The sequence below is a fragment of the Pseudomonas syringae group sp. 243L2 genome (assembly GCF_032587875.1).
In the GTDB taxonomy this organism is placed as follows: Bacteria; Pseudomonadota; Gammaproteobacteria; order Pseudomonadales; family Pseudomonadaceae; genus Aquipseudomonas; species Aquipseudomonas amygdali.
Genome location: NZ_JAWHPL010000034.1, coordinates 52,605 through 65,756, shown reverse-complemented (window position 1 = coordinate 65,756; position 13,152 = coordinate 52,605). Strand labels below are relative to the sequence as shown.

The window sequence follows — 13,152 nt, the reverse complement described above, 5'->3', positions numbered from 1 at the left end:
ATGCCGTGCGTGACGCTCTGCGTCACAGATCTACGCCGCACCACACATTCAAGACCGGACGCAGAGCGTCCAGAACGGCATGCGACGCGGAGCGTCGCACGATAATCAAGACATGCCTAAGCAGAGCATCGCACGGTAGTTGGGATTATCGTTCCGCACGCTCCAGCGTGGGAATGCCGTGCGTGACGCTCTGCGTCACAGATCTACGCCGCACCATCACATTCAAGATCGGACGCAGAGCGTCCAGAACGGCATGCGAGGCGGAGCGCACGATAATCAAGTGGAGCGTCGGCCTGCCTCAGTCAACCGTCACGCCCAGTTCGGTCAGGCGTTTGAGCAGCGCATCTTCGTCCAGTACGGTCAGCCCCAGCTCGTTGGCCTTGGTCAGTTTCGAGCCTGCACCGGGGCCTGCAACCACGGTGTGGGTCTTGGCCGAGACCGAGCCGGAGACTTTGGCACCAAGGCTTTCGAGTTTTTCCTTGGCGACGTCGCGACTCATGCGTTCCAGCGACCCCGTCAGTACCCAGGTCTGCCCGGCCAGCGGCAAGCCTTCGACGGTTTTTTTCTCGCTGCGCCAGTGCATGCCGAAGTCTTTGAGCTGGGCTTCTATGGCGCGGGCACGCTCGGCATGTGCGCTGTCGTCGAAGAAATCACGGACCGATTTGGCCTGCTTCTCCGGCAGCGTCTGGCGCATGTCCAGCCAATCGGCGCTGATGATGGCCTCCAGCGTGCCGAACCTGTCAGCCAGTTTCTGTGCAGCGCCCGGCCCTACCGACGGGATATGTAATTTGTCGATCAGCCCTTCGAGCGTAGTGCTGGCCGCAAACTCGGCACCCAACTCGCCCTGGTCCTGCAATTTCAGTCCACATTCGCCCAACAGCGCATCAATGACGTTACGGTTGTGCTCGTCTTCGAAGAAGCTGTGAATTTCGTAGGCGACTTCCAGACCGACATCGGGCAGGTACGTCAGGACTTCCGGCAATGCCTGTTTGACTCGGTCCAGGGACGCCAGCGAACGCGCCAGCACCTTGGCCGTCTCCTCGCCCACATCGGGAATGCCCAGGGCATAGATGAAGCGCGCCAGGGTCGGCTGTCGGCTGTCGGCAATCGCCTTGAGCAGCTTGTTGCTGGAAATTTCGGCAAAGCCTTCCAGGTCGATGATTTGTTCGTATTTCAACTTGTACAGGTCGGCGGGCGAGCCAATGAGTTTTTCATCGACCAGTTGCTCGATGGTCTTGTCTCCCAACCCTTCAATGTCCATCGCACGACGTGACACATAGTGGATGATCGCCTGTTTGAGTTGCGCACCGCAGGCCAAACGCCCGACGCAGCGATACACCGCACCTTCGGTGATGGTTTCCTTGCCCTTGCTGCGTTTGATCAACTGCGTGCGCTCGACATGCGAGCCGCATACCGGACAGGTCTGTGGTACCTGGACCGGCCTTGCGCTTTCAGGACGGCGCTCGACGACAACCTGCACCACCTGCGGAATCACGTCACCGGCACGACGGATGATCAACGTGTCGCCAATCATCAAGCCGAGCCGCGCCACTTCATCCATGTTGTGCAGCGTGGCGTTGGCGACCATGACACCAGCCACCTTGACTGGCTTGAGGCGCGCGACCGGCGTTACCGCACCGGTACGGCCTACCTGGAACTCGACATCCAGCAACTCGGTCAGCTCTTCCATGGCCGGGAATTTATGGGCGATCGCCCAGCGTGGCTCGCGGGCGCGAAAGCCCAGTTCGCGCTGCGCAGCCAGGTTGTTGACCTTGAACACCACACCGTCGATCTCGTAGCTCAGCGTCAGGCGCCGCTCACCGATATCGCGGTAATAGTCCAGACACTCCTCGACGCCATTCGCCAGCTTCAGCTCGCGACTGACCGGCATCCCCCATTTTTTCAACGTTTCAAGCACGCCGATGTGAGTGTCGGCGATTTCCGCCGAAGTCTGCCCCAGGCCATAGCAGCAGAATTCCAGCGGACGATTGGCAGTTATTTTCGAGTCCAGTTGGCGCAGGCTGCCCGCCGCTGCATTGCGCGGGTTGGCGAAGGTTTTGCCGCCGATTTCCAGCTGGCTGGCGTTGAGCCGCTCGAAACCTGCCTTGGACATGAATACTTCGCCGCGCACTTCCAGCACATCCGGCCAGCCCTTGCCTTTCAGCTTGAGCGGGATGTTGCGCACGGTGCGTACATTGACGCTGATGTCCTCGCCGGTGGTCCCGTCCCCACGCGTCGCACCGCGTACCAGCGCACCATCGCGATACAGCAGGCTGACTGCCAGACCGTCCAGCTTGGGCTCGCAGCTGTACTGCACCTTGCTGCCCGCACCAAACAGGTCCCCGGCAGGCAAATCCAGCCCTTCGGTTACCCGCCGGTCAAACTCGAGCATGTCGCTTTCTTCGAAAGCGTTACCCAGGCTGAGCATCGGCATTTCGTGCCGCACCTGGGTGAACGCCGACAAAGCGGCACTGCCGACCCGTTGCGTCGGCGAATCCGGCGTGACCAGATGCGGGTTTTCTGCCTCAAGGGCCTTGAGTTCGTGAAACAGGCGGTCGTACTCGACATCCGGGATGCTGGGCTCATCCAGCACGTGATAGCGGTAGTTGTGCTCATCCAGCTCTGCACGCAGTTCCAGGATTCGGGTTTCGACGGCCTTCATACGGTGTTCTCTCAAAAAGCAAAAGAGCAGCCGAGGCTGCTCAATCTGTTGGCTCTGATCTGTTCAAGCCCAATCCCCGAAAAAGCGCGCCGGAGCATGCTCTTGATCGGGAAGTGGACAAGGATTCGCTTAACCGCGACGCTGGGTCAACGCACGGCGCTCGAATTCCACGATGCGCTGACGGTAATGCTCGATGGTTTGCGCGGTCATGACGCTGCGCTGGTCATCTTTCAGTTCGCCATCCAGTTCATGGGCCAGCTTGCGGGCTGCGGCAACCATGACGTCGAAGGCCTGCTTGGGATGACGCGGGCCTGGCAAACCAAGGAAGAAGCTCACGGCACGGGTACTGAAATGGTCGATATCGTCCAGATCGAACACGCCGGGCTTGACCGCATTGGCCATCGAGAACAGCACTTCGCCGTTGCCTGCCATGCTTTCGTGACGGTGGAAAATATCCATCTCGCCAAAACGCAGACCGCTTTCCAGAATGTTCTGCAACAACGCAGGGCCCTTGAAGCCGCCTTCACTGCGCGAAATCACGCTGATGACCAGCACTTCCTCAACCGGAGGCAGGTCCTTGTCCTCAGTGATGCGCTGGGCAGGCTTGTCGTCCGGGAAGTCATCGTCACGCCCCGTGAACAAGCTCGGGCCGTCCAGATCCAGATTCAGGTCACCCTGCTGCGGTTCATCCTTGCGCTTCTTGTCGCTGTTGCCACGCTTGTCACTGTTGCTGCGCTTGCCCTCACGCGGGCTGGCGCTCATCGATGGCAAATCATGCTCATCGAGTTGCGGTTCCTTGTGGGTGTCCAGCACACGGGGCGGCCCGAGCACTTCGGCCGACGTGGTTTCCTCCTCATCCGGAAGATTGGAGAAGCTTCGATCCAGCCTGAATTTCAATTTACCTTTGCTGCCGCGCATACGGCGCCAGCCATCAAAGAGAATACCGGCAATGACTATTATGCCGATGACGATCAGCCACTCGCGCAGACCGATTTCCATGTAATCCAGTGCCTCTAATGAAGAAATCTGAAAATAAGGGCCTAAACCCCTTTAATACGTGGTGCCAAGTCTATGTTCTGACTGGCAATTTGCCCACGCGAAAATAAAAAGTGGTCACTAAACTAGCACGACCAAAGGCAACTTTACACCGTCCGTTACGTCTCTTCGCCGCCCAAAGTGCCATCTATCACACAACCGTCACATTTTCAGGCGCTTACGCAGCCATTTCGCCGCTGAATCAGGCCCGAACTCAGGCGTCCACCAGCGCCATCGCTTGCTCTACATCCACCGCTACCAGCCGCGAACAGCCTGGTTCATGCATCGTCACACCCATCAATTGGTCAGCCATTTCCATGGCGATCTTGTTGTGGGTGATGTAGATGAACTGAACAGTTTGTGACATTTCTTTCACTAACCGCGCATAGCGACCCACGTTGGCGTCATCCAGCGGCGCATCCACCTCATCAAGCATGCAAAACGGCGCAGGATTGAGTTTGAAAATGGCAAAAACCAGCGCCAGTGCAGTCAAGGCTTTTTCCCCACCCGACAGCAGATGAATGGTGCTGTTCTTCTTGCCGGGAGGGCGCGCCATGATTGTCACCCCTGTATCGAGTAAATCTTCGCCCGTCAGTTCCAAATAAGCGGAGCCACCACCGAAAACTTTTGGGAAAAGTGCCTGAATTCCGCTATTTATCTGATCGAAGGTATCTTTGAAGCGGTTTCGGGTTTCTTTATCGATCTTGCGGATGACGTTTTCCAACGTGTCGAGTGCTTCCACCAGATCAGCATCCTGCGCATCCAGATAACGCTTGCGTTCGGATTGCTGCTGGTACTCGTCAATGGCGGCAAGGTTGATCGCCCCCAGACGCTGAATACGCCCGGCGATGCTCTCCAGTTGCTGCTCGGCCGCCTGCTCGCTGGCATCAGGGGTCAACGTGGCGAGCACGCCGTGCAGGTCGTAGCCGTCCTCGTGCAATTGGTCCTGCAACGCCGTGCGGCGCACCGTCAGCGACTGCCATTCCAGACGTTGCTGCTCAAGCTGACCGCGCAGCAGTTGCGACTGCTGTTCGGCCTGGGTCCGGCGCTTTTCGGCTTCACGCAATTCGCGGTCAGCGTCTTCGAGGGCGTTCTTGGCGATGCGCATTTCATCATCGACCACCATTCGCCGCTCCAGCAGCTCTTCAAGCTTGAGGCGCAGCTCTTCAAGCGGTGCCTCGCCCTCCTCCAGATTCAGACTCAGTTGCTCGCGTTTTTCGGTCAGCCTTTCGGACTGCATGCGCAGGCGCTCCAGCGCCTGACGCGTCGAATCGTACTGCGCCTTGAGCGAGCCCAGACGCACCGCCAGTTGATGACTGTGATCCTTGTGCTGCCGAGCATCCTGGCGAATCCTATCCAGACGCTCACGCAGCGCATCACGCTGCGCCTGAAGCACTTCGCGCTGTTCGGTATCCTGCGCCATGCTGTCCAGTGCATCCTGCAATTGCAGGCGCGATTCGCCGAGGTGCTCGTGCTCGACAGCGCGTTGCTCGCCCAGCTCGGCCAGCTCTTCGTCCAGACGAGTACGACGCAGGGTCAACTGCTCGACCTTCACCCTGACCGCCGACAGTTGCGCCTTCAACTCGCTTTGCTGACGGGTTTCGTCCTGCACGCGGCGGCGCAGTTGCTCGCGGGCTTCTTCCTGCTGCGATTGTTGCTCGCGCAGCACCAGCAATTGCTCTTCAAGCGTAGCCAGCGTCGCTTCGCGCTCATCACGCTCCAGGCCCAGCCTTTGCAACTCCTGCCCCCGCGCCAGCACGCCACTCTGCGCCTCGCTGGCACGTCGCACACGTAAAAAGTGCCGCCCGACCCAATAGCCGTCACGGCTGATCAGGCTTTGTCCGGCGCTGAGTTGCGCACGTCGCGCCAGCGCTTCGTCCAGATCCTCGACCGGAATCACCTGGCCCAGCCAGGCGGACAGATCAACCGTACTGTCCACTTTCTCCAGCAGGCTGCCAGGCACCCGCACTGTATCGGCACCGGCGCTGAGCAAGCGCAGATCGCCCTGCTGGAAGTTCGCCAGATCAAGCGCGTCGAAGTCATCCACCAGCACAGCCTGCAAATCCGCGCCGAGCACGGTCTCCACCGCCAGCTCCCAGCCCGCTTCGACACTCAGCCCCTCGGCCAGACGCGGGCGCTCGGCCAGTTGCTGATCGCGCAGCCATTCGGCGGTGCCGGTGTCCGGGTCAAGTGCCGCCTGTTGCAGCGCTTCCAGGGAAGCCAAACGCCCGTTGAGACGTTGCAGCTCGCCCTGCGCCTGCTGTTGCGCCTGACTGGCCTGCTGCAGAGCTTCACGCAATTGCTCAAGACGCTCGACCGCCTGCTCTTCGCCTGCGTGCAGCTCTTCAAGGGTCATGTCACGGGTGGCGAGGTCTTCGCTCAGTTCCAGAATGGCCGCATCTTCAGGATCGGCGGCCAGCAACTGACGCTCTTCGGCCAGACGCCGCTGGCGTTCGGCCAGGCGTTCGATGCTTTGTTCAAGTTGCTGAATGCGCGACTGCTGGACCTGCGCCTGGCGCTGTGGCTCGGCGGATTGCTGATTGAAGACGTCCCACTTCTCCTGCCAGCCCTGCATGGCCGCTTCGGCGTCTTCCAGGGCAATGGCCGACTCTTCGGCGGCCGCGCTGGTCATTTCCTGCTCGGGCTCAAGCATCTCCAGCTCTTCGCCCAGGGTGGCAAGCAAGGTGGTGTCGTGGCCGAGATGGGATTCGGTTTCCTGGCGGGCGCGCTCTGCTTCGCGCAGGTCGTCCTGCAATTGACGCAGCCGCTGCTGACCGTGCTGGATGCTCTGCTCGACGCGGGCGATGTCGCCACCGACCGAATAAAAACGGCCCTGCACCAGGTTGAAGCGTTCGGACAGATCATGATGGCCGTCGCGCAGCCTTTCGATGCTGGCATCGGCGCTGCGCTGATCAGCCACCAGCGCTTCAAAACCGATCTCCTGATTGCCGATCACTGCCTCGCGCTGCCCCACCAGATCATTCAACGCCTGCCAGCGCAGAGCCGACAGTTGCGCCTTCAACTGGCGTTCTTCGGCCTTGTATTCCTGATACTTCTCGGCGGCCTGGGCCTGCCGGTGCAGACGCTCCAACTGACGCTCGAGTTCTTCCCGAAGATCAGTCAGGCGCGCCAGGTTCTCGTGGGTGCGGCGAATACGGTTTTCGGTTTCCCGACGGCGCTCCTTGTATTTGGAGATCCCGGCGGCTTCTTCGATAAAGTTGCGCAGGTCTTCCGGCTTGGCTTCGATCAGCTTGGAGATCATGCCCTGCTCGATGATCGAATAGCTGCGCGGCCCCAGGCCGGTGCCAAGGAAGATGTCGGTAATGTCGCGACGGCGGCATTTGGTGCCGTTGAGGTAGTAGCTGTTCTGGCTGTCGCGCGTCACTTTGCGGCGAATGGAGATTTCCGCATACGCCGCGTACTCGCCAACCAGGGTGCCGTCGGAGTTATCGAACACCAGCTCGATGCTGGCCTGGCTGACCGGTTTACGGCTGGTGGAGCCGTTGAAGATGACGTCGGTCATCGACTCGCCGCGCAGGTTCTTGGCCGAGCTTTCGCCCATGACCCAGCGCACGGCGTCGATGATGTTGGATTTGCCACAGCCATTGGGGCCGACAACGGCCGCCATGTTACTGGGGAAGTTCACCGTGGTGGGATCGACGAACGACTTGAACCCTGCCAGCTTGATGCACTTCAGGCGCATGGCGTCAGTCCGCTGCCAGGGCGGCCAGCACCAGCTGACAGCTGCGCTGACAGTAGGCGATCAGCACAGCACGAATTTTCGGCAGATCCCGCGCGATCACCGCGCCAAGCAACTCGTCGAACAGCGCCAGGTAGTCGCCCATATCGGCCTTGCGTTGCTCGATCGCGAGGAAATAGCTGCGGCTCATGGACGGCTGCAGGTTCTCGACCGTTTCTTCGAGGTACGGGTTGCTGGCGAACGGATAGGCCGCGCGCATGACATTGAAGCTCTCTTCGACAAATGCCTTGACGTCCTGCTGCTCGAAGCTGACCTGCAGACGCTGCTGTATCTGCAAGAACGGCGCAAGATCATCCTCGGTGCGCCAGCGCTCGACCACTGCATTGGCCAGCAGAATGTACAACTCGCTCATCAGGCCACACAGGCTGGTCACGTTATGCGCGTTGAGCACCGTGACCTGTGCACCCCGACGCGGCAGGATCACCACCAAATGGCGGCGCTCCAGAATCAATAATGCTTCGCGCACAGAACCACGGCTGACGTTCAACGCCTGCGTGACTTTCTGTTCCTGAATACGCTCTCCAGGCTTGAGCTCACCGCGAATGATCCGCTCGGCAAGATGATGAGCAATTTGCTCAGCGAGGCTGTCCGGGGCCTTGAACGTCATGACTATCCTTCAAAAAAACCAGTTCTGCATGCAAGCCGCGAAGTGTAGCGCAACCGGTACGGATGGCGCAGGGCCATAGACGCGGAAACTGGCACGAAATACGCAAAACCTTGAATACAACCCAATGGGCGACTCAAGAACCAGTGTGCCTCTGATCGGCAGATTGCTGAAAAACTCAATTTCCTGACTCTTAAGTCAGAAACAAATTGACCCAATAAGCAGAGCTGATAGATTCATCGACATGTCTGATGACAATAAATATGAGGGCTTTGCGCCGTGATTCAGTTCCTTTTGAACCAAGAGCTAAAAACCGAGCGCAGCCTGAATCCGAACATGACCGTGCTGACCTACCTGCGTGAGCAGGCACACAAGCCCGGTACCAAGGAAGGTTGTGCCAGCGGAGACTGCGGTGCCTGCACCGTCGTGGTTGGCGAGTTGCACAGTGACGCCGATGGCAAGCAAACGTTGCGTTATCGCAGTCTCAATTCGTGCCTGACGTTCATGGCGTCGCTGCACGGCAAGCAATTGATCAGCGTCGAAGACCTCAAGCACCAGGGTCAGTTGCACAGCGTGCAACAGGCCATGGTCGAATGTCACGGCTCGCAATGCGGCTTCTGTACCCCAGGCTTTGTGATGTCGCTGTTTGCCCTGCAAAAGAACAGCACCGACGCCAACGCGCATCAGGCTCACGAAGCGTTGGCAGGCAATTTGTGCCGCTGCACCGGTTATCGCCCTATTCTGGCCGCCGCCGAGCAGTCTTGCAGCCAGCGCCAGCCGGATCAGTTCGATCAGCGCCAGGCTGAGACGGTCGAGCGCCTGCGGGCAATCACCCCGGCCCAGACCGAAGCACTGAGCGACGGCGAAAAAAACTGCTTCATTCCGCTGACCGTGGCAGACCTGGCCGACCTTTATGGCAGCCATCCGCAGGCCCGTCTGCTGGCGGGCGGCACTGATCTGGCGCTGGAAGTCACCCAATTTCACAAACAGTTGCCGGTGATGATTTACGTCGGACACATCGACGAGATGAAGGGCGTGAAGCGTTTCAACGACCGTCTGGAGATCGGCGCGGCCACTCCGCTGACCGATTGTTATGCAGCACTAAAGGCCGAATACCCGGACTTTGGCGAGTTACTGCAGCGCTTCGCCTCGTTGCAAATCCGCAATCAGGGCACGCTGGGTGGCAATATCGGCAATGCCTCGCCGATTGGCGACTCCCCGCCCCTGCTGATCGCCCTTGGCGCGCAGATCGTGCTGCGCAAAGGCAACAGCCAACGCACGCTGGCGCTGGAGGATTACTTCATCGACTACAAGGTCACGGCTCGCCAGGAAAGTGAGTTCATCGAAAAGATCATCGTGCCGACCGCCAATCCACTGCAGACCTTTCGTGCCTATAAAGTTTCAAAACGCCTGGATGACGACATTTCGGCGGTCTGTGCGGCATTCCGCCTGACCATAGAAGACGGCGTGATCCGCGAGGCACGTGTGGCGTATGGCGGCATGGCGGCGATTCCGAAGCGCGCAGCGGCCTGCGAGCGAGCCCTGGTCGGTCAGCTCTGGAGCAATGAAACCGTTGAGCAGGCCTGCGCCGCACTGAGCGAAGATTTCACGCCGCTTTCGGACTTCCGTGCCAGCAAGGAATATCGCCTGTTGAGCGCGCAGAACCTGCTGCGCAAGTATTTCATCGAAGTGCAGACACCTGCCGTCGCAACGCGGGTGACTGACTATGTCTGAGCATTCTCCATCCATTACCCAGGCCGAAATGCTCGCCGTGTTTCAGCAGGGCTTGAGCACTGGCGTCGGTCGCAGCGTCAAGCATGACAGCGCCGACAAGCATGTGTCCGGCGAAGCGGTGTATATCGATGATCGCCTGGAGTTTCCCAATCAGTTGCATGTGTATGCACATCTTTCCGACCGTGCCCACGCGCGAATCATCAGCATCGACACCTCGCCCTGCTACGCCTTCGACGGCGTACGCATTGCGATTACTCATCAGGATATTCCGGGGCTGAAGGACATCGGGCCGTTGCTGCCCGGCGATCCGTTGCTGGCCATCGACACGGTGGAGTTTGTCGGTCAACCGGTGCTTGCCGTTGCTGCTCGCGATCTGGACATTGCCCGGCAGGCGGCAATGGCGGCGATTATCGAATATGAGGACCTGGAGCCGGTGCTGGATGTGGTTCAAGCGCTGCGTCAGAAACACTTTGTGCTCGACAGCCACACGCACAAACGTGGCGATTCGGCCGCAGCGCTGGCAGGCGCAACCCACCGTTTGCAGGGCAACCTGCACATCGGCGGTCAGGAACATTTTTATCTGGAAACCCAGATATCCTCGGTGATGCCGACTGAAGACGGCGGCATGATTGTCTATTGCTCGACCCAGAACCCCACGGAAATCCAGAAGCTGGTGGCCGAGGTGCTGGGCGTGCCGATGAACCGCATCGTGGTCGACATGCGGCGCATGGGCGGTGGCTTTGGCGGCAAGGAAATCCAGGCGGCGAGCCCGGCCTGCCTGTGCGCCGTGATTGCCCGGCTGACCGGCCAGCCCACCAAGATGCGCCTGCAACGTTTTGAAGACATGCAGATGACCGGCAAGCGCCACCCGTTCTACATCGAGTACGACGTGGGCTTCGACGGCGAGGGTCGTTTGCAGGGTATAGAGCTGGATCTGGCAGGCAACTGCGGCTACTCGCCGGACCTGTCCGCGTCGATTGTCGACCGCGCCATGTTTCACGCCGACAACGCCTACTATCTGGGCGAAGCCACGGTCAACGGCCACCGCTGCAAGACTCACACCGCGTCCAACACGGCCTACCGTGGCTTTGGCGGCCCGCAAGGCATGGTCGCCATCGAAGAGGTCATGGACTGCATCGCACGTTTCCTCGGCAAGGACCCGCTGGCGGTGCGCAAGGCCAACTATTACGGCAAGACCGAGCGTAACGTCACGCACTATTACCAGACGGTCGAGCACAACCTGCTGGAAGAGATGACCGCCGACCTCGAACAGAGCAGCCAGTATGCCGAGCGCCGCGAAGCCATTCGCACGTTCAATGCCGGAAGCCCGATCCTGAAAAAAGGGCTGGCGCTGACGCCGGTCAAATTCGGCATTTCCTTTACCGCCAGCTTCCTCAATCAGGCAGGCGCGCTGATTCACATCTACACCGACGGCAGCATCCACCTGAACCATGGCGGCACCGAGATGGGCCAGGGTTTGAACACCAAAGTCGCGCAGGTCGTGGCTGAAGTGTTTCAGGTGGACATTGACCGTATTCAGATCACCGCCACCAACACTGACAAGGTGCCGAACACCTCGCCCACTGCGGCCTCAAGCGGCACCGACCTGAACGGCAAGGCCGCGCAGAATGCCGCTGAAACCCTCAAGCGGCGGCTGGTGGAGTTCGCAGCCCGGCACTATCAGGTGGCAGAAACAGAAGTCGAGTTTCGCAACGGCCATGTGCGGATCGGCGATATTTTCCTGCCCTTCGCCGAGCTGGCACAGTTGGCATGGATGGGCCAGGTTTCGTTGTCCAGCACCGGCTATTACAAGACGCCGAAGATTTTCTATGACCGCAGCCAGGCGCGTGGCCGACCGTTCTATTACTACGCGTTTGGTGCGGCATGCGTCGAGGTCATCGTCGACACGCTGACAGGCGAGTACAAGATGTTGCGCACCGACATTCTGCACGACGTCGGTGCCTCGCTGAACCCGGCCATCGATATCGGCCAGGTCGAAGGCGGCTACATTCAAGGCGCAGGCTGGCTGACCACCGAGGAACTGGTGTGGAACGACAAGGGCAGGCTGATGACCAGCGGCCCGGCGTCCTACAAGATCCCTGCGGTGGCGGACATGCCGCTTGATCTGCGCATCAAGCTGGTGGAGAACCGCAAGAACCCGGAAGACACCGTATTCCACTCCAAGGCAGTGGGCGAGCCACCGTTCATGCTCGGCATCGCGGCCTGGTGCGCAATCAAGGACGCTGTGGCGAGCCTGGGTGATTATCGCCATCAACCGGACATTGACGCGCCTGCAACTCCGGAAAAAGTGTTGTGGGGCTGTGAGCAGATGCGCCAGAAAAGCGCTGCGCGTCGCGCATCCGGCGAAGGTGCCGAGCCGATTGTTTCCGCCCCTTCGCGGGTAAGTGAAGCTTCGCCAGGCTCGCCTTCACCTATTCAGGATGCCCCCGTGGGAGCGAGCTTGCTCGAGAAGGCGCCTGGCCTGGATCATTCTGTCCTGGAGCAGAAATGAACAACTGGATCAGCGCCCTGGCCGAGCTACAGGCCCGTGGAGAACCCGGCATTCTGGTGACCATCATCGAGGAGCTGGGCTCGACGCCACGCAACGCCGGCTCGAAGATGGTGGTCTGTGCCGAGCATATCCACGACACCATCGGCGGCGGGCACCTGGAGTACAAGGCCATGCAAATCGCCCGTGAGATGCTGGCCAGCGGCAGCCGGCAGACGCGTCTGGAACGTTTCAACCTCGGCGCAAGCCTCGGTCAGTGCTGTGGCGGCGTCAATGTGCTGCTGTTCGAACCCATGGGCGAACCAGTCGCACAAATCGCCGTGTTTGGTGCCGGTCATGTTGGCCGTGCGCTGGTGCCACTGCTGGCCAGCCTGCCCTGCCGGGTGCGCTGGATCGATGCACGTGAGAACGAATTCCCCGAGCCGATGCCCGAGGGCGTGTTGAAGATCGTCAGTGAAGAGCCGGTCGACGAGGTCGCGCAGTTGCCAGTCGGCACTTACTGCATTGTCATGACCCACAACCATCAACTGGACCTTGAGCTGACTGCTGCAATCCTCAAGCGCGGCGACTTTGCTTACTTCGGGCTGATCGGCTCGAAAACCAAGCGCGTCAAGTTCGAACATCGCTTGCGGGAACGCGGTTTCGACGCCAGCCTGCTGCAACGCATGCGTTGCCCGATGGGCCTCGCGGAAGTCAAAGGCAAGCTGCCTATCGAGATCGCGGTGTCCATCGCCGCCGAAATAATCGCCACCTACAACGCAAGCTTTGGCCAGCACAGTGCCAATGCCGAACCAATCGCCAGACTGCTGCCCGCATCACGCCGCAGTCAGTCGCAATGAGTCACAACG

Annotated in this window: 7 protein-coding genes; 3 read left to right on the top strand and 4 right to left on the bottom strand. The window is 59.9% G+C overall.

Features of this window, described 5'->3' with window-relative positions:
• Window positions 1-298: 298 nt before the first annotated feature.
• From ligA to RYB66_RS22600, 4 genes are all read right to left on the bottom strand, one after another.
• The gene (gene ligA / locus RYB66_RS22615) at window positions 299-2,662 is read right to left on the bottom strand and encodes an NAD-dependent DNA ligase LigA (protein WP_316895504.1); all 2,364 of its coding nucleotides are present in this window, start codon (window positions 2,660-2,662) and stop codon (window positions 299-301) included.
• A gap of 129 nt (window positions 2,663-2,791) precedes the next feature.
• A complete protein-coding gene (gene zipA / locus RYB66_RS22610; protein ID WP_004665852.1) occupies window positions 2,792-3,661 on the bottom strand; it encodes a cell division protein ZipA in 870 nt (289 codons plus the stop codon).
• A 250-nt stretch (window positions 3,662-3,911) separates the two neighbouring features.
• Window positions 3,912-7,400, bottom strand: coding sequence for a chromosome segregation protein SMC (gene smc / locus RYB66_RS22605; protein WP_005783108.1), 3,489 nt, complete (start codon window positions 7,398-7,400; stop codon window positions 3,912-3,914).
• A gap of 4 nt (window positions 7,401-7,404) precedes the next feature.
• Window positions 7,405-8,064, bottom strand: a complete 660-nt coding sequence (locus RYB66_RS22600; protein ID WP_316895502.1) for a GntR family transcriptional regulator — start codon at window positions 8,062-8,064, stop codon at window positions 7,405-7,407.
• A 276-nt stretch (window positions 8,065-8,340) separates the two neighbouring features.
• Here RYB66_RS22600 and xdhA point away from each other — a divergent pair, with 276 nt between their 5' ends.
• Genes xdhA through xdhC form a run of 3 tightly spaced genes read left to right on the top strand, consistent with a single transcriptional unit; the run spans window position 8,341 to window position 13,143 of the window.
• Entirely contained in the window at window positions 8,341-9,795 is a 1,455-nt protein-coding gene (gene xdhA, locus RYB66_RS22595; protein ID WP_316895500.1) for a xanthine dehydrogenase small subunit, read from the top strand.
• Window positions 9,788-12,307: a xanthine dehydrogenase molybdopterin binding subunit gene (xdhB, locus tag RYB66_RS22590; RefSeq protein WP_316895498.1), complete on the top strand. Its 2,520-nt coding sequence runs from the start codon at window positions 9,788-9,790 to the stop codon at window positions 12,305-12,307. Before xdhA ends, xdhB begins: the two co-directional genes overlap by 8 nt.
• Window positions 12,304-13,143 (top strand): xanthine dehydrogenase accessory protein XdhC, encoded by an 840-nt coding sequence (xdhC, locus tag RYB66_RS22585; protein WP_117139967.1) that lies wholly within the window; start codon window positions 12,304-12,306, stop codon window positions 13,141-13,143. The genes xdhB and xdhC overlap by 4 nt, the downstream gene beginning before the upstream one ends.
• The last annotated feature ends 9 nt before the right edge of the window (window positions 13,144-13,152 follow it).

Coding starts and splice junctions, on each gene's coding strand:
- xdhC (WP_117139967.1), top strand. CDS start 12,304: ATGAACAACTGGATCAGCGCCCTGGCCGAGCTACAGGCCCGTGGAGAA.
- zipA (WP_004665852.1), bottom strand. CDS start 3,661: ATGGAAATCGGTCTGCGCGAGTGGCTGATCGTCATCGGCATAATAGTC.
- ligA (WP_316895504.1), bottom strand. CDS start 2,662: ATGAAGGCCGTCGAAACCCGAATCCTGGAACTGCGTGCAGAGCTGGAT.
- xdhB (WP_316895498.1), top strand. CDS start 9,788: ATGTCTGAGCATTCTCCATCCATTACCCAGGCCGAAATGCTCGCCGTG.
- smc (WP_005783108.1), bottom strand. CDS start 7,400: ATGCGCCTGAAGTGCATCAAGCTGGCAGGGTTCAAGTCGTTCGTCGAT.
- RYB66_RS22600 (WP_316895502.1), bottom strand. CDS start 8,064: ATGACGTTCAAGGCCCCGGACAGCCTCGCTGAGCAAATTGCTCATCAT.